The sequence below is a fragment of the Yersinia massiliensis genome, assembly GCF_003048255.1.
Lineage (GTDB): Bacteria > Pseudomonadota > Gammaproteobacteria > Enterobacterales > Enterobacteriaceae > Yersinia > Yersinia massiliensis_A.
This window is the reverse complement of sequence record NZ_CP028487.1, coordinates 3,648,667-3,671,110: the sequence shown is the minus strand read 5'-3', so window position 1 is coordinate 3,671,110 and position 22,444 is coordinate 3,648,667. Positions and strand designations below refer to the sequence as shown.

Sequence of the window (22,444 nt, the reverse complement as noted above, 5' to 3'; positions counted from 1 at the left end):
TCACCGCCGCGCATTGTCCACACTGAAATGATAAGATTTTTATTATTTCTAAACTCGCAGTCTATTGAAGCCTGTTAATCGCTCGCAACACAATGAACAACCCTATCAACGAGGTGGAGCGTTATGCGTATTGGTATCGATCTGGGTGGCACCAAAATAGAAGTCATTGCACTGAGTAATGACGGACAGGAACTTTTTCGTAAGCGGGTTGATACCCCACGACATGATTATCAAAAAACATTGCAGGCGATTGCTGATTTAGTGGCTGACGCTGAGCTGGCGACGGGGGAACGAGGCAGTGTCGGTGTCGGGATACCTGGAACACTCTCTCCTTTTACGGGCAAAGTAAAAAATGCCAATTCAGTCTGGCTGAATGGGCAATTTGTCGATAAAGACCTGTCTGATCTACTTTCTCGCCCAGTACGCTTGGCGAATGATGCTAATTGTCTGGCTGTTTCTGAAGCAACCGATGGGGCGGGGGCGGGCAAACATTTGGTTTTTGCTGCTATTATCGGTACCGGTTGTGGCTCAGGAATTGCGATTGATGGGCGAGTGCATGCGGGGGGCAATGGTATTGCCGGTGAGTGGGGCCATAATCCTTTGCCGTGGCAAGATGACGAAGAGCGGCAATATCAGCAGGAGGTCGCTTGCTATTGTGGCAAAAAAGGCTGTATCGAGACTTTTGTCTCTGGCACCGGTTTTGCCACCGACTATTTTCGTCTGAGCGGACAGCCCCTTAAAGGCCATGAAATCATTACATTGGCCGAACAAGGTGATGCGATAGCAGAACAGGCTATGCATAATTATGAGCAACGTTTTGCTAAATCCTTGGCTCAGGTGATTAACCTGTTCGACCCCGACGTAATCGTTCTGGGCGGTGGAATGAGTAACGTCAACCGCCTCTATAAAACACTACCCGCATTAATCCGCCCATGGGTGTTTGGCGGTGAATGTGAGACGCCAATTCGTCGGGCTGTGCATGGTGATTCGAGTGGGGTTCGTGGCGCTGCGTGGCTGTGGCCAAATGCCCTTCGTCCTTGACGTGGCAGCGTTGTTAGCGGCACTCACTTACCCGAATCACTGACCTGAGTCAGCTCATCGGGATGCGTTCGTTTGCTGCCTAGCTGTCACGCCAATGACGTTGGGCATGCCCTGCCATTTTTGACGTGGCAGCGTTGTTAGCGGCACTTACTTACCCGAATCACTGACCTGAGTCAGCTCATCGGGATGCGTTTGCTTGCTGCCTAGCTGTCACGCCAATGACTTTGGGCATGCCCTTCCATTTTTGACGTGGCAGCGTTGTTAGCGGCACTTACTTACCCGAATCACTGACTTGAGTCAGCTCATCGGGATGCGTTCGCTTGCTGCCTAGCTGTCACGCCAATGACTTTGGGCATGGCCTTCGTCGGTAGGGCAGCCATCACTTACTCGAATCATGGATTCGGGTGGGTTCAGTCTTGATCAACGCGGAAGATATTATCTAAACGGCTAACCCCGAGTCCGTTGACTTTCTTCACTTTGATTTGCACTGGAATCCTTTCCTTCATTGCCTCAACGTGGCTGATCACCCCGATCGTCTTACCCGACGCATTCAGGCTATCGAGAGCATCCAAGGCGGTATCCAGCGTTTCGGCATCTAGCGTACCGAAACCTTCGTCAAGGAACAGCGAATCAATGCTGGTTTTGTGGCTTACCAAATCCGACAGCGCCAACGCCAACGCTAAGCTGACCAGAAAACTTTCACCGCCAGATAACGTTCGCGTATCGCGTATTGCATCCGCTTGCCACGTATCCACCACTTGCAGCTCCAATGCATCACTGGTTTTACGCTGTAACAAATAGCGACCATGCAAACGACTAAGCTGAATATTGGCTAAATAGACCAAATGGTCGAGTGTCAGCCCTTGGGCAAATTTACGGAATTTATCACCCTCTTTAGAGCCAATTAAGTGATTGAGATAGCTCCAATCATCATATTGCTGTTGGCTTTGCTCAATTTGTTCAAACAAGGCATGTTGATTGTGACGACGAGCGGTGTCACTTTCTAGCTGATTACGTAGTTCACCCTGACGTAGAGTATTAGCTTTGAGCTGTGCAAATATCTGTTCGAGTTGTTGTTCTAATACCGCCAACTCAGATGTTTGAAAGACGCCTGCGGGGCACTGTAGGAGGTGTTGCTCCAGTGCTTCTTGGGTTTGTTGTTGGCGAATTTGTATTTGCTGTCGCCGTTCGCTCAATTGTTGTTGTAATTGCTGTAAACGTTGCCTCTCTTCTTCGCTAAGCAAGGCCGCCGTTAATGCCGCTTCATCGTCGAATTCACTGTTTTCCAGTGCTTGTTGTAACTCTGTTTGAGCTGTTGCCGCATTTTGTTGATTATGCTGATATTGCTGCTCTAGTCCCGCCAGTTCTCCCAAAAGTCGGTTGAGCTGGGATTGAGCCAACTGCAAAGATTCTGCAGCCTTCTGTTGCATTAACTCAACTTGCTGCTGCTCTTGGCGCAGTGACTGGCGCGCCTCGATGACACGTTTATCACCAAACAACCCTTGGCGCTGCTGACGGTATTGCTGCAACAGGGCTTCAGCCTGTTGATGCTTTTCGGTAAGTTCAGCTAATTGCTCAACACAGGCTTGCAAGTGGCGACGCTCATCTTCAATTCGCGTCTCTAGTGCTTGTTTCCCCAAGGCCAACTGCTGTTGCTCTTGCTGATACAGCTGCCAGCGTTGGTTCTCTTCTTCTCGTTGCGCCAGCCAACTCTGCTGTTGGTCTGTTTCCGGTAATGATAGCGATAATTCAGCTAACGTATGATGGAAGTTCTGGCGCATCAGGGCCAGTTCATCCTGTTGCCGCTGATGCTGCGCTAACAACGCTTGATGGGGTTTCTGGGCATCTTGTTGGCGTTGCGTGATGAGAGCCACTTGTTGCTGATGTTTTTGCTGCTGTTGTTCGGCTTGAGACAACGCATCTTTGGCCTGCTGATGTAGCTGATTTAAGCGTTCATATTCAGCCAATTTTTGCTGGCAGTTTTGCTCTAACTGTTCTTGTTGATCCAGCCAAATGGCCAATGCTTCCGAATCATCCAAGCTTATTGTCAATGCCAGAGGTTTAACGAGTGCTTGCCAGCGTTGTTGGTAATCAGCCAATTGCTGGTGATGGTGCTGTAATTCTTGCTCCAATCGCTGTTGCTGTAGCTGCATGTTTTCGACTTGCGTGCGTAGCTCCGTTCCAGCAGTGGAGAGCTGTTCAACTTGTTGACGTAACGCATCAAGACGCTTAGCCGTTTCTGAGGGTTTTACCGCTTGATATTCGGTAATCGCCGGATGATCCAGAGCACCACATAATGGACAGGCTTTTCCCGATTCGAGTTTCGCCCGCTCTGCCTCTAACCCTGCTATCTGTTTTTCTCGTTCCCACAAACTTTCCAAATCAGTTTGATGTTGCTTTTGTTGCTTATATAACTGACGTTTTTCGGCTAATTGCGGCTCAAGCAGCTTTAACTGTTGCTGCTGGCTAACGAATTGCTGCTGCTGTTTATCAATCAATAATTGCACTTGTTGCGCCAACGGCGAAAGTGCTGCCAATTGCTGCCGTACGGACCGTTGTTCTTGGAGGCGGATCCATTGCAGGCGTAACTGTGCCGAGGGCTGTTGCTGCTCAAACTCGGCTAATTGCCGCTGGATGTTATCCGTATGCGAACTGGCCTGTGTCAGGGCAATTTGCTGCTGTTTATTCTGCTCATTCAATGTGGTGATTTGCTGCTGCAGTGTATTGAGTAATGTAACTTGTTGCTGCTGCTGTTGTTCGTTTTCAACCGATTGTTGTTGCTGTAATTGCAGTTGACGGAACTGCTCACGCCATAATGGCAGGTTCTTTTCCCAGTGCTGATGGTGGGAATGAAGTTGCGTGTATTCTGCCAGTTGCTGTAGGCGTTGTTGAGTTTTTAGCAGTTGCTGCTCATTAAGCTCAAGCAGTTGGCGTTCTTGCTGTTCTTTGCCCTGTAACTGCTGGAGTTGTAGCGCTAGTTGCTCCAATACGAGTTGCTGTTGTGCGAGGGTGTTATCCAGCGGGATGACTTTTTGCTCAATCAGCGTTTCTTGTTCATGCTGCTTAAGCACTTGTTGTTGGCGCGCCAAAATGGCGTGCTCCAATGCTTCGGTCAAGGGTATCAACTGAGTTTGAAGTTGTTGCTGTTGTTCGGTCAGTGTGGTGATACGAAGTTGAATTTTTTGTAACTCTTCTTGGGTGCGTGAACGCTCTCGCAATAAGGGACGCAACTTTTCAGCCGGTTCACTACGGGCAAGCCGTAACAATTCAGGCTGAGCCTGTTCAAAGTCCTGTTCAATAGAGACTTGCTGTTGTTGATATTCCAGCGCTTCTTTTTGTTGCTGCTGCCAACGAGTCAACCAGCTTATTTGTTGTTGATTAACGGATTGCTCTGATGTGAGCTGCTGTTCTTGTTGGCGAAGTGCTTCTATTTGTTGTGCCAAAACTGAACGCTGCTCTTCGTTTAGCAGCTCAATACCGGCAGCCCGCTGATGCAAGGCGTCCAGAGCGACTTTGGCCTCTTTGTGTTGCTCGAACACCCGCTCGGATATCCGCCCATAAATGTCGGTGCCTGTTAGCTCTTCCAGTAACTCCGCACGATCATTGGCGTCAGCATTTAAGAACGCGGCAAATTGCCCCTGTGACAGCATCATGGATTTGGTGAATCGACCAAAATCCAGCCCAGTGATCTCGGCAATCATATCGAGCTTATCGCGTACTTTATCAGCCAGGATTTTCCCACTTTCGCATATGGCCAATTCCACTTTCGGCGCTTGTAGATTGCCTTCAGGGCTATTTTTGGCGCGACGTTGGCTCCAAAATGCACGATATCGCGTGCCTTTTACTTCAAACTCAACTTCGGCCAATGATTCAGCAGTATGGCGTGTCATCAGCTCATTTTGGCTGGGGGTGACATTCAGCCGAGGCGTTTGGTGATACAGCGCAAGACAAATTGCATCTAATAATGTCGTTTTCCCCGCACCGGTGGGGCCGGTTATCGCGAATAATCCATTGCTGGCAAAGGGTTCGACGGTGAAGTCAATCTTCCATTCCCCTTGCAGCGAATTAATATTTTTCAGGCGCAGACTTAAAATTTTCATAATGGCTGCTCCTCTGCGGCATCTTTTCCTTGCGTGATATCTTCAACCGCTTGGCCAAATAGCTGGCGCATTCGTTGCTGGCGCGGCTCAGCTAAATCGCTCTCTAGAGCAAGCCTGCGCTCGAAGACCTCAGTGACACTCAATTCATTAAGTGTTTCTTTCTCTTGGCGCTCAATCAGATTGTTGCGTTGCTCTTTGCTACGGCGTAATAACACGACTTCAACAGGGAGGTCAGCGGCCAGTGCCTGAATACGCCTTTGGATATCAGTAAGATAGTCTTGAGTGGCAACTTCGATATCAAGCCATACGGGTAAGCCTTGATGGTCAGCAAATTGAGTTAATTGCTGTTCTATTTGCTGCAAATCCCCTTTGATAAGCCGCATGGGTTGAAACTGCGGGATGATGAGTGGGGTGACTGATGTCAATGTTTGTTGGGTAAATTCAACCAGATAGACACTCTTCTCTTTACCCAGCTCATCAAAACTTAGCGCGATGGGGGATCCGCTATAGCGAATATACTCGGTTTTTGCGACCTGTTGAGCACGATGAATATGGCCTAATGCAATGTAATCTGCCGGTGGAAACGCCTGCGCAGGAAAGGCATCCAGTGTACCAATATAGATTTCACGAACAGAGTCCGAGGTTGTCACTCCCACAGTGGTGAGATGCCCAGTGGCAATAATCGGTATCGCTAGGTTCAATTTGCTACGCAGCTCAACGGCTTGCTGATATAACGCCAAATAGTGGCCTGCAATGGCTTCTTGCAAGGCCAGCTGTTTTTGCCCACTAGATTCGCCTGCTTGGCTGGTGACTAAGTCACGCGGGCGTAAGAAGGGGACAGCACACAGTAGGGCGGCAGGCTCTTGCTGGCGGTTTTTCAATGTAATAACTTGCTGTTCGAGGTTGCTATTAGCAGAAGAGATCACTGTTGTATTGAGATAGGAAAGTAAACCCCGAGACTCATTGAGGGTCGATACTGAATCATGATTGCCCCCGAGCACAACCAACTGACAGCCAGTGACTTGGATATCCACCACAAAACGGTTATAGAGCTCTCGTGCATAGCTTGGTGGTGAGCCAGTATCGAAAATATCACCCGCAACAATCAGCGCATCTACCTGATTTTCTTCGATCTGCTTAATGAGCCAGTGCAGGAACGCCTGATGTTCAGCAGCTCGGCTTTTGGTGAAGAAATGCTGGCCTAAATGCCAATCAGAGGTATGGATAATGCGCATAAATCTCCCGCACGGCAGGTTATCAGTCACAGAGAATGGCGCTGATTATAAACGCTGGCAGCGCGTTGTCGCGGCTAAAACCGTACCATACGACAAATCTCCGAGACGTCTCGCAAAGTTGGCTGCTGCATTTTGCAATTACGATGAAATTTATCACTATGCTTATTGCTTGCAGAAGCGTGATGTTTTTCATAAAAATGTCACAAAACTGACGCATAATGGCTCCCGAAATCAAATAGTGACCACTAACTTACTGGCAGGGTTGATGATGGCAAGACGCATACTGGTGGTGGAAGATGAAGCGCCAATCCGTGAGATGGTGTGCTTTGTGTTGGAGCAGAATGGTTACCAACCGTTAGAAGCCGAAGATTATGACAGCGCAGTCACTCGTCTGTCGGAGCCTTTCCCTGATTTAGTGTTGTTGGACTGGATGTTACCTGGCGGTTCGGGTATTCAGTTTATCAAGCATATGAAACGTGAAGCACTCACCAGAGACATTCCGGTGATGATGCTCACTGCCCGTGGTGAAGAAGAAGATAGGGTACGTGGTTTAGAAGTCGGGGCTGATGATTACATTACTAAGCCTTTCTCGCCAAAAGAGCTGGTGGCACGTATCAAAGCTGTTATGCGCCGAATATCCCCCATGGCAGTTGAAGAAGTCATTGAAATGCAAGGTTTGAGTCTTGATCCTTCATCGCATCGCGTCATGGCCAATGAGCAAGCGCTCGATATGGGGCCTACTGAGTTCAAACTGTTACACTTCTTTATGACCCACCCTGAGCGTGTTTACAGCCGTGAACAGTTGCTTAATTATGTCTGGGGCACTAACGTTTATGTAGAAGATCGTACGGTTGACGTGCATATTCGTCGGCTACGCAAGGCGCTTGAAGTTGATGGTCATGACCGCATGGTACAAACTGTCCGGGGAACTGGATACCGTTTCTCAACGCGCTACTGAGTTTTCAGTGCCGGAGAATTCGTTGTGTTAGAACGCTTATCATGGAAAAGGCTGGCTTTAGAGCTGGCGCTTTTTTGTTTGCCAGCTTTATTGCTGGGTGCTTTTATCGGCTATCTTCCTTGGCTATTGCTGGTGTCAGTACTGGCGGCGCTGGTCTGGAATTTCTATAACCAACTCAAGTTATCTCATTGGCTGTGGTTAGACCGCAGTATGACTCCGCCTGCTGGCCGTTGGAGCTGGGAGCCGTTGTTTTACGGCTTGTACCAGATGCAACTGAGAAATCGTCGTCGGCGGCGTGAATTGGCATTACTCATTAAACGTTTTCGCAGTGGTGCCGAATCGTTACCCGATGCCGTGGTGATCACGACGGTCGATGGCAATATCTTCTGGTGTAACGGTTTGGCCCAGCAATTATTGGGGTTCCGCTGGCCCGAGGATAATGGTCAGCATATTCTCAATTTATTGCGTTACCCCGAATTCAGTCTATATCTGCAACAACAAACATTTACTCGCCCATTAACCCTGCAATTAAATAATGGCTACTACGTGGAGTTCCGCGTGATGCCTTATTCCGAAGGGCAACTCTTGATGGTCGCCCGCGATGTAACGCAAATGCGGCAGTTAGAAGGGGCGAGGCGTAATTTCTTTGCTAACGTCAGCCATGAGTTGCGCACACCTCTGACGGTATTGCAGGGCTATTTGGAAATGATGCATGACCAAGAGTTAGCGGGGCCATTACGGGATAAAGCTCTCGGGACGATGCAGGAACAGACGAAGCGCATGGATGGGCTAGTAAAACAGCTGCTAACGTTATCACGTATTGAAGCGGCCCCGAATGTGGATATGAATGAGCGTGTGGATATTCCGTTGATGCTCAGAGTATTGCAGCAAGAAGTGCAGGCGTTGAGTAACGGACGTCATGAAATTACTTTCCGAGTAAACGATCAATTAAAAGTCTTTGGTAACGAAGATCAACTGCGCAGTGCGGTGTCGAACTTGGTGTATAACGCGGTGAATCACACACCTGAAGGGACCAAAATAGAGGTGTGTTGGCAGCAAACGCCGCAAGGCGCACAATTCCAGGTTAGCGATAATGGGCCGGGGATAGGTCCGGAGCATGTGCCACGGCTGACAGAGCGTTTTTATCGGGTAGATAAGGCTCGATCACGGCAAACAGGGGGGAGTGGATTGGGACTGGCCATTGTGAAGCATGCGCTGAGTCATCACGATGCACGTTTAGATGTCATGAGTGAAATTGGGCTCGGCACACGATTTATTTTTACCTTGCCGAACCGGTTGATTGTTCCTGCCGTTTTAGCTGAGAATGCAGTCAAATCCTAATACTGCCTGGATACCAAGCTGATGAGATGGGGAAAACTGGCGCTGTTCACCGCTCTGCTATGGTTAAGTCAGGGTGGTTTCGCGCAGCAAGTAGTGATATCGCCAATGGCGACACAGCCGTCATTATCACCCATTTCAGACTCTAATACTCTGTCTGGCAATCTTTCCAGTGTTGGCTCCGATACGTTAGCTAACTTGATTTCTCTGTGGGCTGATGATTTCACTCATCACTATCCTGGCGTTAATTTGCAGATACAGGCCGCTGGTTCTTCGACAGCGCCTGCTGCTTTGGCCGCTGGCGCCGCGCAACTTGGCCCCATGAGTCGGCCAATGAAAAACGCAGAGATTGCCGCTTTTACTCAACGCTATGGTTATGCGCCACTCGCAGTTCCTGTCGCTGTCGATGCATTGGTGGTGTTTGTCCAGCAAGATAACCCACTGAACAAATTGACCTTATCGCAACTTGATGCGATTTTTTCGCAGAATCGTCGGTGTGGTGAGCCTCGGCAGATTCAGCGTTTTGGTGAGTTGGGATTAGAGGGGGAATGGGCGGCTCGTGCCTTGCAGCGCTATAGCCGAAATTCAGCTTCTGGCACCTACGGTTACTTTAAGCATCGGGTCCTCTGCGATGGTGATTTTATAGATACTATCAATGAACTACCGGGGTCTGCATCGGTGGTGCAGGCGGTAGCTGGATCATTAAACGGCATTGGTTACGCCAGTATTGGTTTTCGTAATAGTGGGGTCAAACCCTTGGCGTTATCGGCAACGGGGCAGGATTTTGTCCTGCCAACACCTGAAAATGTCGAAGAAGGCCGCTATCCTTTGTCGCGCTACCTGTATATCTATATCAATAAGGTGCCGGGTCAGCCATTAGAGCCACTTACAGCTGCCTTCCTTGAACGGGTTTTATCACCAGATGGGCAAAAGCGGGTCACCCATGATGGTTATCTGCCTTTACCGCCAGAAGTATTGATGCGCACACGAAAAGCGTTGGGGTTTGCTGATTAGCGGGTGTTAATCGTTATTTTTGACGTCCTCAGTTAGGGCAATTTCGTGTTACATCATTCCCCCAATGAGTTGATGATATTTTCATCCATTTGGTGGGGGAGGTTGGGTGATATTGGCAGTAAATTGTTAACGATTGGATATAAATGATACAAATCTTGTGATGCGTATTTATCAAAATCTGGCACGATTAACTGGCTTTAAGAAATTATCTGGTTGATGACTCTGCATTTGTGATCCCTACTTGCCTTTCGCCGCTATAAACGGTCTACTTACCGCCGTTGTTGGCCTATTCCACCTGCAAATAACTTCAAAAACACTGCATACTGACGAAATAGATTGCTTATTAACCGCCGAAGTTTGCGTTTACTAGAGCTTTGTATCGTTTCGATCACGTCGGAAAGACCACGACTTAGGACTTTTTCTTTTGTCATTTAACTAGGCAACGCACATCACTATGAGTCATCGTTTATCGTCTAAAGATATTATGGCATTAGGTTTTATGACCTTTGCCTTATTCGTTGGGGCCGGCAATATCATTTTCCCGCCGATGGTAGGTTTGCAATCGGGTGAACATGTTTGGATGGCTGCACTAGGCTTCCTGATCACGGCAGTCGGATTACCGGTTATTACGGTGATTGCGCTGGCAAGAGTCGGCGGGGGCATTGATTCGCTCAGTACTCCAATTGGTCGCAGTGCCGGTCTGGTACTGGCGACGGTTTGCTATCTGGCGGTTGGCCCACTGTTCGCGACCCCGCGTACCGCAACAGTCTCCTTCGAAGTCGGTATTGCCCCTCTGACCGGTGATGGTCCATTACCTTTGTTTATCTATAGCGTAGTTTATTTCGCTTTAGTGATTGGTATTTCGCTGTACCCAGGCCGTTTGCTAGACACGGTCGGCCATATTTTGGCACCGCTTAAGATTTTAGCACTGGCAGTTCTGGGGATTGCTGCGCTGCTTTGGCCTGCAGGTCCGCTGATTCCTGCTACGGATGCCTATTTGCAAGTACCGTTCTCTTCAGGGTTTGTTAATGGCTATTTGACCATGGACACCTTGGGCGCTTTGGTCTTCGGTATTGTTATCGTCAATGCGGCCCGTTCGCGTGGCGTGGTTTCTGCCCAGTTGCTGACGCGTTATACCATTTGGGCAGGTTTGATTGCCGGTATCGGTTTGACACTGGTCTATCTAAGCTTGTTTAAACTGGGTTCTAGCAGCGGTAGCTTGGTACCAGAGGCACAAAATGGTGCTGTAGTGTTGCATGCTTACGTTCAGCACACCTTCGGCGGGTTAGGAAGCGTATTCTTGGCAGCATTGATATTTATTGCCTGTATGGTGACAGCTGTCGGCCTGACCTGTGCCTGTGCCGAATTCTTCGCGCAATACTTGCCATTGTCGTATCGCACGCTGGTATTTATTCTCGGCATCTTCTCGATGATGGTGTCGAATTTGGGGCTGAGTCATTTGATTCAGATCTCGATTCCAGTACTGACAGCCATTTATCCGCCTTGTATCGTGCTGGTGCTGATGAGCTTCACTCTGCGCTGGTGGAACCACGCTTCCCGTATTGTGGCACCGGTGATGTTAGTGAGCTTGCTGTTCGGTATTCTTGATGCGGTCAAAGCTTCTGCGTTTGCGCATTTCCTGCCTGAGTGGACACAACATTTGCCGCTGGCTGAGCAAGGTCTGGCATGGTTATCACCTTCGCTGCTGGTATTCGTCGTCGTAGGGTTGTACGATCGCGTCTGCTGTCGCCAGGAAGTTGCTGCTAAGCAATAACTGGGTAGTGATAGATTTTCTTTAGCCACGGCTCATCCCCGTGGCTTTTTGCTGAAAAAAGACGGGGTTTTATGCATGGAATTACCAGTCAAAAATAAGCTTAAGCGCGGCCTAACAACGCGCCATATCCGTTTTATGGCATTGGGGTCAGCGATAGGTACGGGCTTATTCTATGGATCGGCTGATGCAATAAGGATGGCGGGACCCAGCGTATTACTGGCCTACCTCATTGGTGGCGTGGTGGCATTTATCATCATGCGCGCTTTGGGTGAGATGTCAGTGAATAACCCGCAGGCCAGCTCTTTCTCTCGCTATGCACAAGATTATCTTGGGCCAATGGCGGGCTATATCACCGGTTGGACATATTGTTTTGAAATCTTGATTGTTGCGATTGCAGATGTCACCGCCTTTGGTATCTACATGGGCGTTTGGTTCCCTGATGTCCCTCATTGGGTATGGGTGCTGAGTGTTGTTCTGATTATTGGCGCAGTCAATATGATGAGTGTGAAGGTCTTCGGTGAGATGGAGTTCTGGTTCTCCTTCTTCAAAGTGGCCACGATTATCATCATGATTCTGGCCGGTATCGGTATCATTGTTTGGGGGATCGGTAACGGCGGGCAGCCGACGGGTATCCAAAACCTCTGGACGCATGGCGGCTTCTTCAGTAACGGTTTCGTCGGGATGATCCTGTCGTTGCAACTGGTGATGTTTGCTTACGGTGGTATTGAGATCATTGGTATTACTGCCGGTGAAGCTGAGAACCCAAAAAAATCCATTCCCAAAGCAATCAATTCAGTTCCGTGGCGTATTCTGGTGTTCTACGTCGGGACACTGTTTGTCATCATGTCTATCTACCCATGGAACCAAGTTGGCACGAATGGTAGCCCATTTGTTCTGACTTTCCAGCATATGGGGATCACTGTCGCGGCGGGTATTCTGAACTTTGTCGTTATCACCGCGTCGTTATCCGCGATTAACAGTGATGTGTTTGGTGTGGGTCGTATGCTGAACGGGATGGCAGAACAGGGGCATGCACCTAAGGTTTTTGCTGCGATTTCTAAGCGCGGCGTACCCTGGGTGACGGTGTTAGTGATGATGTTTGCCATGCTGACGGCGGTTTATCTTAACTACATCATGCCGGAAAATGTGTTCTTGGTGATTGCCTCACTCGCGACCTTCGCGACAGTTTGGGTGTGGATTATGATCCTGTTCTCCCAGATTGCTTTCCGCCGCTCGCTAAGCAAAGAACAAGTTAAGGCGCTAGATTTCCCACTGCGTGGCGGCACCTTCACATCAGTTATCGCTATCATTTTCTTGGTGTTTATCATCGGTCTGATTGGCTGGTTCCCAACGACGCGCATCTCACTGTATGTCGGGCTAGTGTGGATTGCCTTGTTGCTGGTGGGCTATTACGTCAAGATTAACCATCAGAAAAAACAGGCGGCGATGACAAAACTAGCAGAGTGATGCCGAGTTTACTGTCATATCAAACCGGGAGATGATATTTCCCGGTTTTTTTTTGCCTGATGCTCTTGAGTTAACCTGCCGTAGATTCATTCTGATACGCCAATCAGTCTCTCCGCCCCCGACCTCATCCCCGATATTTATACGGATAGATGAGGGGAAACCCCGTATAACGTGGCATTGTTTATCGCGTTTACCTTTATGCAAATGAGCGTGTCTATATAGGTGAATGTTTTTATACAGGTGAATGTGTCGCGGCGTTGATGCCTGCACCAGATAGCCTTAACAGCAATCGTTTTGGTTAAAGCAGGAGATTATTATGCTTAGTGGTTGGCATCTACCGGTCCCGCCGTTCGTCCATCAACGAGGCGACACAATACAGATAATTTTTTGGTTAAAAGGTGAATGGTTGCAAGGTGATAAGAGGCCTGCTCAAGTCTTCTTACGTTGTGAACCCGATAACGAAGAGTGGCTGCTCACCATGAAGGGGCAGCAACGCGATGGTTTTTGGTGTTATCGCGCAACGTTACCCCTTAATGAAGGGCAACCTACGCGGCGCTATTGTTTCAAGTTGCTATGGAATGACGATCAATTATGGTTTGGGCCACGAGGGTTCTCCGTCATTCCTCCGGCACAGTTGGCACAATTTGCCCTGGATATACCAGACAACAGTCCAGACTGGGTCGCTGACCAAATTTTTTATCAAATATTCCCTGATCGTTTTGCCAGTAGCCAAGGTGCTCATGGCGTACAGAATGACAGCTATATCCATCATGCTGCAGGTTATCCAGTTTCTCGTCGTGACTGGCAACAACCGCTGGATGATGTGAATGCCGCCTCGACATTTTATGGCGGCGATCTGGCAGGGATTACCCAAAAACTCCCTTATTTGCAGCAGCTTGGTGTGACTGCGTTATATCTCAATCCCATCTTCACTGCGCCTAGCGTGCATAAATACGATACCCAAGATTATTATCAGATTGATCCTTATCTTGGTGGCGAACGTGACTTTTTAGCGCTACGAACAGCCACCCGTGATGCGGGCATCAAATTGATACTTGATGGGGTGTTTAACCACACTGGAGACTCCCATCACTGGTTTGATCGCCATCAGCAAGGTGTCAACGGTGCTTGTTACGATCATGATTCACCTTACCGTAGTTGGTTTAATTTCTTTCCTGACGGGCGAGCGCTGGATTGGAAAGGTAATGCTAGTTTACCAAAGTTAAACTTCGCCAATGAAGGGGTAGTGAATCAGATTTATCATGGTGATGATAGCGTGGTGCGGTATTGGTTACGGCCCCCTTACAGTATCGATGGCTGGCGATTGGATGTGGTGCATATGCTGGGGGAAGAGGGCGGTGCTCGCGGGAATTTACGCCATCTGGCGGGTATCTATCAGGCCGCGAAAGAAGAGAACCCACAAGCTTATATTCTGGGCGAGCATTTTGGTGATGCGCGGCAGTGGCTACATGCAGGCGTAGAAGATTCGGCCATGAATTATATGGGGTTTGCTTTACCCGTGCGTGGCTTCTTAGCGGGTATTGACGTGGCCTATCATCCGATAAAACTTAAAGCAGAGGATTGTGCTGACTGGATGGATGAATATCGCGCTGGATTACCTCATGGTCATCAACTTCGCCTGTTTAATCAGTTGGATAGTCATGATACTGCTCGTTTTATCACGATGCTGAATGGCAATAAAACGCGTATGCAAATGGCACTGGTGTGGTTGTTCAGTTGGATTGGCGTACCTTGCTTATTTTATGGCGATGAGATTGGTTTAGATGGCGGCAATGATCCCTTCTGCCGTAAGCCTTTCCCATGGGATGAGTCACAGTGGGATCGAGACTTACTGACGCTAAGCCAACGTATGGCAGCTTTGCGCCATAAAAGCATGGCACTGCGCCGCGGTGGTTGTCAGGTAATTCACGCCAATGATGATTCTTTGATCTTTATCCGCAGCTACCAAGGTGAGCGCGTTATGGTCGCCCTACAGCGTAATCACGATGCCAATATCTTATTGCCGACATCACCTTTGCTGAATGTGACGCAGTGGCAGCGCCTAGAGGGCAGCTCGGAACTGGATATCGTTGAGGTTGGTATCAACCTTCAGCTCTCTGGTGAGAGTGTCACACTGTGGCGTGGCGTTGGTGAGTGCTAACTTGTGTGGTTAGCAAAAAAGCGTGCTATTGATTATTAGAGCGGCATAACGCCGCTTTTTCTTTGGGTGAGATACTCTATATGGGTGAGATGCTATATATAGGATGGTATTTTATGAAGCTAGCTTATAACGGGCATCAATAATGGGCCGGTAAACTCACCAAAGGGAAAGTGATATGAGCACAATGAAAAGACAGGCATTGATTATCGGAGCATCTCGGGGTCTAGGGCTGGGATTGGTCGATGAACTGAGTCGTCGTGGCTGGTCAGTCACTGCGACGACGCGTGGTGCAGCGAAAGATACCGGCGCACATGCGGCTCATTGGCTCACGTTAGATATCAACAAACCTGAAAGTATTAAGCAGTTCCTCCCTCAAGTTCAGGGGCAGAAATTTGATCTTATCTTCGTGAATGCAGGGATTTCAGGGCCAGAACATCAATCAGCCATTGATGCGACTCCGGAAGAAATTCTCGAACTGTTCCAAACCAATACGGTTTCACCTATCCGCATTGCTCAGTATTTACTGGCACAACGTAACCCAACAGGCAGTGTGTTGGTCTTCATGTCGTCCCAGTTAGGGAGCTTAGGCCACAATGCTTCTGGCCATAAACCTTTGTATTCAGCCAGTAAAGCGGCCCTGAATATGATGACGCGAAATTTGGTCGCTGAAGTTGCTGACCCAACACTGACCGTGCTGTCTATTCATCCGGGCTGGGTAAAAACGGACATGGGTGGTGATGCAGCACCACTGACGATAGCGACTAGCGTTAAAGGGGTTGTCGACCAAATTGAGCACGCTTCAGGTAAAGGTGGTCACGGTTACATTGATTACCAAGGGCATTCATTGCCGTGGTGATGGATGTCGGAATGATGTTGATAGACTGAATACTATCCCCCATCAATGTTTTGATGGGGGATAGTATATCGATCACCTTTTAGCGAGCGAAAGCGACTGTTATCAGTGATTAATAACCTATCGCCGCCCCAGCAGGACGACGTACATCATTCGCGCCATACAGATAGCCTTCACGCACTTTTCCAGAAACGGCAGAGTCATTCCCTGAATTGGCAGGTACGACTCCCTCAACGCCAGCTAAGCCAACTAAAATCAGCTCAGTCGCGCCCCATGGATTTTGCTCAACCATTTTATAGCCCATCGTTTTCAGCAGATTAAGGCTGTCAGCAGATACGCCACGTTGCTCGTAATAAACTTCGTCCGGCAACCATTGATGATGAATCCGTGGTGCATCAACGGCTTCTTGAGGTGCCATGCCGTGATCAATGACGTTTAATGCGGTTTGCAACGTAATCGTGATGATTCGTGAACCCCCTGGAGAGCCTAAAACCATAAATGTTTTACCGTCTTTAGTTACCAATGTCGGGCTCATGGACGATAGTGGGCGCTTACCGGGGGCGATAGCATTGGTGGCTCCCTGCACTAATCCGTACATGTTTTGTTCACCGACTTTAACCGTAAAATCATCCATTTCGTCATTGAGGAAGAAGCCTGTCCCAGGGGCAATAACGACTGCGCCAAAGCGACCATTCACGGTATAAGTTGTCGACACGGCGTTGCCTTCGTGATCGACAATAGAATAATGGGTTGTTTCAGGTTTTTCGTGTGGTTGCATACCCGGCTGCACTTTTGCCGAAGGTGTCGCTTGGTTGGCTACAATTTGCTTACGGATATCGGCTGCGTAGCTTTTGCTCAACAAGCGATCAATGGGGTTCTTAACAAATTCAGGGTCACCGAGGAAAGTATTGCGGTCCATATAGGCGTGACGCATCGCTTCGGTCAGTGTATGAATGTAAGCCGCAGAGTTAAAGCCCATGCCTTTCAGGTCATAGCCTTCCAGCACATTTAATGTTTCGCATAAGGTCACGCCACCCGAACTGGGCGGAGGAGACGAAACAAATTTATAACCGCGATAGCTACAGGTGATAGGGGCCGTTTCAGTGATTTTATAGTTAGCAAAATCAGCCGCTGTTAGAATCCCTCCTCCTTTTTTAGCTGCCGCTTCTACCGCTTGCGGTATCTTACCTTGATAGAATGCATCCGGTCCTTTCTCTGAAATGGCCGCCAATGTCTCAGCTAAATCAGCTTGAACCAGTCGATCTCCGGGTTGCAAGGCTTCACCATCTTTGCGTAGGAAGATACGAGCAGCTTCAGGGTCCTGACGGAAGCGTTTGACAGTGGTATCTAAAATATCAGTATCCGCGCGGGTTAAGATGAAACCTTCACGAGCCAGTTTGATTGCAGGTGCCATCACTTGTTGGCGGGTCAGTTTGCCATATTTTTTTTGCGCGCTGTCCATCCCTAACACGGTACCGGGCACACCAGCCGCCAGATAACCATATAAACTCGCATCTTTGGTCACTTTGCCGTCTTTATCCAGATACATATCAGCACTGGCGGCGGCTGGTGCGGTTTCACGGAAATTGATGAAGGTATCGGTTCCATCAGCAAGGTGTATCGTCATAAAACCACCACCACCAATATTCCCGCAGCACGGGTTCACCACGGCTTGCGCATACCCCACAGCAACGGCAGCATCAACCGCGTTTCCCCCCATTTTTAAAATATCGGTCCCGACCTGTGAAGCCAGATATTGGGAAGTTACAACCATGCCATTTTTCGCTTCGACTGCGGGTGTTGAAGCCGCATGTAGCGTGCCACTGATCAGTAAAGCCAATACCGCCAAGGGCTTATTCCATTTTTTCAAAAGCATTCTGTCTCCTGTTTTTCCTGCCCGCCAGGGGTTACCCGGTCATTTTTGTTTAGCCGCCTAAAATCGCTGCTAATGAGATGCGTAAAAAACACACCAACAATAATTAATAGCAGAATTAATAGTTATTGCGGCTAATTAATGGCAGCAGGGTGGAGAATGAATGAACCAAGGTTAAGCTGATAGGTCGTTTTTTTGTTGGATTAGATTAATTAAAATGAAAACAACTGATTGAAAATAAAGAGATAGGACTATGGTCGAGACGCTGGGAATAAGAATGATTATTATATAGACTCTGCGGCGGGTGCTTGAAGCTGTCTGCTTTTAGCGCTTGTGTTCGGCTGAGAGTAGGCAGAGAAAAGCCCCGTATCAATGTTAATGAATACGAGGCTCTCTGTAATGCCCAACAACATTACGGTGCCTCTTACCCGCTGAAAGGCAAGACATGGAGGCCAAATATGCCACAAAATACGCTTGTTCTATGCCTGTTAATTGTTTGTATAACAGCACTGGCATTCACATAAAAAAAGCCAGTCAGCATGAACTGACTGGCTTGATACCCTGAGCAAATCAGGGCCGCTTAAACTGTATTACAGCTTAGAGGCGTTTTCTGACAGATATTTAGCGACGCCATCTGGTGATGCGCCCATACCTGCTTTGCCTTTTTCCCACTGTGCAGGGCAAACGTCGCCGTGCTCTTCGTGGAATTGCAGCGCGTCAACCATACGCAGCATTTCGTCGATGTTACGGCCTAATGGCAGGTCGTTAACCACTTGGTGACGAACAACACCGTTTTTGTCGATCAGGAAAGAACCACGCAGTGCAACACCAGCATCTGGGTGCTCAATGCCATAGGCTTTTTGAATTTCACGTTTGATATCAGCAACCATTGGGTACTTAACTTCACCAATACCGCCGTTATCTACTGGGGTTTTACGCCATGCGTTATGAACAAACTCGGAGTCGAATGAAACACCAACAATTTCAACGCCGCGTTTCTGGAATTCTTCGTAACGGTGGTCGAAAGCGATCAACTCTGAAGGACAAACAAAAGTGAAGTCCATTGGCCAGAAGAACAGGACGGCAGGGCGGCCGTTCAGGTGTTTTTTCAGGTTGAAGTTTTCAACGATTTCGCCGCTACCAAGAACAGCAGCTGCTGTAAAATCAGGGGCTTGACGAGTTACCAGAACCATAAATTACTCCTGTTAATAGGGATGGATTAACCAGTTGTCTTAAAAGTATCGGCACAGCATAGGTATTTAAGCTCAATGAATAAAGGGATAAATACCAATCGCTGTGATAGCTTTTACCTATTGTTACAACGATTTTAGTTTCGTAGTCTTGCTAAGATACCCATTTTGATTGAAAGCGCAAGTGACATCACGCCAATAACCTTATCAAAAGAGGTGCCTTTAATTAAATCTGCTGATGCTTCGCTTGTAACATCATGGCCGGATAAAAATCCCAAAACAGTTGTTCTAACGGCTCATAGTGTTGCTCTATGTCATAAAAAGAACCCGCGAGAGCGGCCAGTTTTGGCCGGCGATTAGCCATACCTTGTAACACATCAGCTATAAAGGGTAGTTCAGCATAACGCTCCAGCCAACGCTCCGGCCACAAATAGGTATTGAGGGTCTGGAAGCGCGTCGGCGTCAGTGGCAAATGCGGTAAAATCTGGCTTTGCGCATGTTGGATAAAATCGGGCAACTGGCAATTGGGTTCCAGTTTATCCCAATTTCGGGCAAGAAAATGGTCCCACAGCACATCCAGAGTAATAGGAGCGACACGTCGGTAATCGGCACTGAAATAGGTCCGTGCTTCTTTGACCAACGGCAAGGTATCCGTCATGACATCAACACGGCGATGCATCATGATACCTGCCACAATATCAGGCGTATATTCACCGTGCGGATTGCCGCGGACAAAATCTGCCAACAGATTACCCAGTAAGGAGCTGTTAGCCAGCGTAGCGAGATGAAGATGAGCGAGGAAGTTCATGCATCAAGTATATACTTTTCTGACTTGAAGTTGCAGCAGCACATTTTCATTCGAATCACTGAGGTGAATTAGCCCACCACGATGTGTTCTTCTACTGTCAGTCTAAAATACCCATGAATTGTGTAGCGCAAATGACGACCAATTCTCCTTATTTCTTGCAGCTAGCCCCTGAGGGCTCTAGACTAGCGGCCTGTTTTTGTGTACCTGCCCATCATTTTTGTTGGTTCAGGTCAGTACTAATACGAAGTGGAAAGCTATGCGCGTTGCCGATTTTTCTTTTGAGCTGCCGGAATCTCTAATTGCCCATTATCCTCAACCTCAGCGGAGCGGTTGTCGCTTACTGTCGCTCGACGGCCCTACAGGGGCGTTAACGCACGGTATTTTCACTGATCTGTTGGATAAGTTGGAGGCAGGTGATCTGCTGGTATTCAATAATACCCGCGTGATTCCAGCCCGCCTGTTTGGCCGCAAAGCCAGTGGCGGTAAGCTTGAAGTGTTAGTCGAACGTGTTTTGGATGATCATCGCGTTTTGGCTCATGTTAAAGCCTCAAAATCCCCTAAACCGGGTACAGAACTGTTACTTGGCGATGATGAGAGTATCCGGGCCACCATGCTGGCACGACATGACACCTTGTTTGAGCTGCGTTTTGATGATGAGCGGGATGTTTTTACTATCTTGAATGCTGTCGGCCATATGCCGTTGCCTCCTTATATTGATCGTCCTGACGAAGATGCTGACCGCGAGCTTTACCAAACTGTCTACAGTGAGCGCCCTGGTGCAGTTGCTGCACCTACCGCGGGGTTACATTTTGATGAGCCAATGCTGGCGGCATTGCGCGATAAGGGCATTGAAATGGCCTTCGTGACCTTGCATGTCGGGGCGGGGACGTTTCAACCTGTGCGGGTCGATACCATTGAAGACCACATCATGCATTCTGAATATGCTGAAGTGCCTCAAGAGGTGGTTGATGCAGTTCTGGCCTGTAAAGCGCGAGGCAAACGTGTCGTCGCTGTCGGAACGACATCAGTACGCTCATTAGAAAGCGCGGCTAACGCCGCGGAGAATGGCCTGATCGCCCCTTTCTTTGGTGATACCTGTATCTTTATTTATCCGGGCTATCAATATCAGGTGGTGGATGCATTGGTGACCAACTTCCATTTACCTGAATCAACATTGATAATGTTGGTTTCTGCATTCGCGGGTTATAAAAATACCATGAATGCATATCAACAGGCTGTTGCAGAACAATACCGCTTTTTCAGTTATGGCGATGCCATGTTCATCAGCCGTAACCCACGGGCACCGCAAGAGACGGTTAACCCGTAAATTTTAGGTCACACACCTGGTGTGATCAGGCTAAAACAACATCGGACTGTATCTCTGATGCTGGAGGTTATGTGAAGTACGAATTACAACAAACTGACGGGCGCGCACGTCGTGGTCGTTTGATCTTTGATCGCGGTGTCGTAGAGACACCGGCATTTATGCCTGTTGGCACCTACGGCACTGTAAAAGGAATGACGCCGGAAGAAGTCAAAGAAACCGGTGCGCAAATTTTACTCGGTAACACTTTCCACCTTTGGCTGCGCCCTGGTCAGGAAATCATGAAGTTGCACGGCGATTTACATGATTTCATGCAATGGTCAGGCCCGATTTTGACAGACTCAGGTGGATTTCAAGTGTTCAGCCTAGGGGCGATGCGTAAGATCAAAGAAGAAGGGGTGACATTCCAAAACCCAATCAATGGCGATAAAGTATTCCTTAGTCCGGAAAAATCCATGGAAATCCAATACGATCTCGGTTCTGATATCGTGATGATTTTCGATGAATGTACTCCCTATCCAGCGGATTGGGATTATGCTAAACGCTCAATGGAAATGTCTTTGCGCTGGGCAGCGCGAAGCCGCCAACGCTTTGATGAGCTGAACAATAAAAATGCATTGTTCGGTATTATACAAGGTGGCGTTTACGAAGATTTACGTGATGTGTCCGTAAAAGGACTGGTAGATATTGGTTTTGATGGTTACGCTGTGGGCGGCTTGGCGGTCGGTGAGCCAAAAGAAGATATGCACCGTATTTTGGAGCATGTTTGCCCGCAGATCCCTGCGGATAAACCACGTTACCTGATGGGCGTGGGGAAACCCGAGGATCTGGTCGAAGGCGTTCGTCGTGGTATCGACATGTTTGACTGTGTAATGCCTACTCGTAATGCGCGTAACGGCCATCTGTTCGTGACTGACGGTGTCGTGAAAATTCGTAACGCCAAGCATAAAAGTGATACTGCAACGCTAGACGAACACTGTGATTGCTATACTTGTCGCAATTATAGTCGTGCCTACTTGCATCATCTTGACCGTTGCAACGAAATACTGGGTGCGCGCCTGAATACGATCCATAACCTACGTTACTACCAGCGCTTAATGGCCGGTTTACGTCAGGCTATAGAAGAAGGTAAATTAGAGAGCTTCGTTGAAGATTTCTATGGTCGGATAGGGAAACCTGTTCCACCATTAAACGTTTGATTTTAAAATTATTGCTTTTGTATTTGTCGATCTAACGGTTACGATTCACCGCGGCTGTTATATCGCACCGATTTTACACTACTGATATTGATAACAATGAGGGAATTTT

Annotated in this window: 15 protein-coding genes; 10 read left to right on the top strand and 5 right to left on the bottom strand. The window is 48.4% G+C overall.

Annotation, left to right across the window (positions count from 1 at the left end):
• The first annotated feature begins 123 nt into the window (after nucleotides 1-123).
• The gene (gene mak, locus DA391_RS17155) at nucleotides 124-1,041 is read left to right on the top strand and encodes a fructokinase (RefSeq protein ID WP_108088017.1); all 918 of its coding nucleotides are present in this window, start codon (nucleotides 124-126) and stop codon (nucleotides 1,039-1,041) included.
• A 410-nt stretch (nucleotides 1,042-1,451) separates the two neighbouring features.
• Here the strand turns inward: mak and DA391_RS17150 are convergent, their stop codons facing one another.
• Nucleotides 1,452-5,141, bottom strand: coding sequence for an AAA family ATPase (locus DA391_RS17150; RefSeq protein WP_108088016.1), 3,690 nt, complete (start codon nucleotides 5,139-5,141; stop codon nucleotides 1,452-1,454).
• The gene (sbcD, locus tag DA391_RS17145; RefSeq protein WP_050286541.1) at nucleotides 5,138-6,376 is read right to left on the bottom strand and encodes an exonuclease subunit SbcD; all 1,239 of its coding nucleotides are present in this window, start codon (nucleotides 6,374-6,376) and stop codon (nucleotides 5,138-5,140) included. The genes DA391_RS17150 and sbcD overlap by 4 nt, the downstream gene beginning before the upstream one ends.
• Before the next feature lie 268 nt (nucleotides 6,377-6,644).
• On the opposite strand from sbcD, the gene phoB reads away from it, so the two are divergent.
• From phoB to DA391_RS17110, 7 genes are all read left to right on the top strand, one after another.
• Nucleotides 6,645-7,334: a phosphate response regulator transcription factor PhoB gene (gene phoB, locus DA391_RS17140; RefSeq protein WP_032899207.1), complete on the top strand. Its 690-nt coding sequence runs from the start codon at nucleotides 6,645-6,647 to the stop codon at nucleotides 7,332-7,334.
• 24 nt (nucleotides 7,335-7,358) lie between these two features.
• A complete protein-coding gene (gene phoR / locus DA391_RS17135; protein WP_019212939.1) occupies nucleotides 7,359-8,675 on the top strand; it encodes a phosphate regulon sensor histidine kinase PhoR in 1,317 nt (438 codons plus the stop codon).
• 6 nt (nucleotides 8,676-8,681) lie between these two features.
• Nucleotides 8,682-9,686, top strand: a complete 1,005-nt coding sequence (locus tag DA391_RS17130) for a PstS family phosphate ABC transporter substrate-binding protein (protein WP_409994394.1) — start codon at nucleotides 8,682-8,684, stop codon at nucleotides 9,684-9,686.
• A gap of 454 nt (nucleotides 9,687-10,140) precedes the next feature.
• Nucleotides 10,141-11,460, top strand: coding sequence for a branched-chain amino acid transport system II carrier protein (brnQ, locus tag DA391_RS17125; RefSeq protein ID WP_050082562.1), 1,320 nt, complete (start codon nucleotides 10,141-10,143; stop codon nucleotides 11,458-11,460).
• 75 nt (nucleotides 11,461-11,535) lie between these two features.
• Nucleotides 11,536-12,927 carry a proline-specific permease ProY gene (proY, locus tag DA391_RS17120; RefSeq protein ID WP_050082563.1) on the top strand — a complete coding sequence of 464 codons (1,392 nt, stop codon included), beginning with the start codon at nucleotides 11,536-11,538 and terminating at the stop codon, nucleotides 12,925-12,927.
• A gap of 316 nt (nucleotides 12,928-13,243) precedes the next feature.
• Entirely contained in the window at nucleotides 13,244-15,088 is a 1,845-nt protein-coding gene (malZ, locus tag DA391_RS17115) for a maltodextrin glucosidase (protein ID WP_108088014.1), read from the top strand.
• Nucleotides 15,089-15,263: 175 nt separating this feature from the next.
• A complete protein-coding gene (locus DA391_RS17110; protein WP_108088013.1) occupies nucleotides 15,264-15,944 on the top strand; it encodes an SDR family oxidoreductase in 681 nt (226 codons plus the stop codon).
• A gap of 109 nt (nucleotides 15,945-16,053) precedes the next feature.
• On the opposite strand, the gene ggt is transcribed toward DA391_RS17110, so the two are convergent.
• From ggt to DA391_RS17095, 3 genes are all read right to left on the bottom strand, one after another.
• Nucleotides 16,054-17,817 carry a gamma-glutamyltransferase gene (ggt, locus tag DA391_RS17105; protein ID WP_050286538.1) on the bottom strand — a complete coding sequence of 588 codons (1,764 nt, stop codon included), beginning with the start codon at nucleotides 17,815-17,817 and terminating at the stop codon, nucleotides 16,054-16,056.
• Between the two features lie 587 nt (nucleotides 17,818-18,404).
• On the bottom strand, nucleotides 18,405-19,007 hold the full coding sequence (locus tag DA391_RS17100) for a peroxiredoxin C (RefSeq protein WP_019212931.1): 603 nt from the start codon (nucleotides 19,005-19,007) through the stop codon (nucleotides 18,405-18,407).
• A 223-nt stretch (nucleotides 19,008-19,230) separates the two neighbouring features.
• A complete protein-coding gene (locus DA391_RS17095; protein WP_050082569.1) occupies nucleotides 19,231-19,812 on the bottom strand; it encodes an ACP phosphodiesterase in 582 nt (193 codons plus the stop codon).
• Between the two features lie 256 nt (nucleotides 19,813-20,068).
• On the opposite strand from DA391_RS17095, the gene queA reads away from it, so the two are divergent.
• Nucleotides 20,069-21,139 (top strand): tRNA preQ1(34) S-adenosylmethionine ribosyltransferase-isomerase QueA, encoded by a 1,071-nt coding sequence (gene queA / locus DA391_RS17085; RefSeq protein WP_050082570.1) that lies wholly within the window; start codon nucleotides 20,069-20,071, stop codon nucleotides 21,137-21,139.
• Between the two features lie 71 nt (nucleotides 21,140-21,210).
• Entirely contained in the window at nucleotides 21,211-22,335 is a 1,125-nt protein-coding gene (gene tgt, locus DA391_RS17080) for a tRNA guanosine(34) transglycosylase Tgt (protein ID WP_050286536.1), read from the top strand.
• The last annotated feature ends 109 nt before the right edge of the window (nucleotides 22,336-22,444 follow it).

What these genes read in the sequence shown, in the direction of transcription:
- mak (WP_108088017.1), top strand. Translation starts at nt 124, where the DNA reads ATGCGTATTGGTATCGATCTGGGTGGCACCAAAATAGAAGTCATTGCA.
- DA391_RS17150 (WP_108088016.1), bottom strand. Translation starts at nt 5,141, where the DNA reads ATGAAAATTTTAAGTCTGCGCCTGAAAAATATTAATTCGCTGCAAGGG.
- sbcD (WP_050286541.1), bottom strand. Translation starts at nt 6,376, where the DNA reads ATGCGCATTATCCATACCTCTGATTGGCATTTAGGCCAGCATTTCTTC.
- phoB (WP_032899207.1), top strand. Translation starts at nt 6,645, where the DNA reads ATGGCAAGACGCATACTGGTGGTGGAAGATGAAGCGCCAATCCGTGAG.
- brnQ (WP_050082562.1), top strand. Translation starts at nt 10,141, where the DNA reads ATGAGTCATCGTTTATCGTCTAAAGATATTATGGCATTAGGTTTTATG.
- proY (WP_050082563.1), top strand. Translation starts at nt 11,536, where the DNA reads ATGGAATTACCAGTCAAAAATAAGCTTAAGCGCGGCCTAACAACGCGC.
- malZ (WP_108088014.1), top strand. Translation starts at nt 13,244, where the DNA reads ATGCTTAGTGGTTGGCATCTACCGGTCCCGCCGTTCGTCCATCAACGA.
- DA391_RS17110 (WP_108088013.1), top strand. Translation starts at nt 15,264, where the DNA reads ATGAGCACAATGAAAAGACAGGCATTGATTATCGGAGCATCTCGGGGT.
- ggt (WP_050286538.1), bottom strand. Translation starts at nt 17,817, where the DNA reads ATGCTTTTGAAAAAATGGAATAAGCCCTTGGCGGTATTGGCTTTACTG.
- DA391_RS17100 (WP_019212931.1), bottom strand. Translation starts at nt 19,007, where the DNA reads ATGGTTCTGGTAACTCGTCAAGCCCCTGATTTTACAGCAGCTGCTGTT.
- DA391_RS17095 (WP_050082569.1), bottom strand. Translation starts at nt 19,812, where the DNA reads ATGAACTTCCTCGCTCATCTTCATCTCGCTACGCTGGCTAACAGCTCC.
- queA (WP_050082570.1), top strand. Translation starts at nt 20,069, where the DNA reads ATGCGCGTTGCCGATTTTTCTTTTGAGCTGCCGGAATCTCTAATTGCC.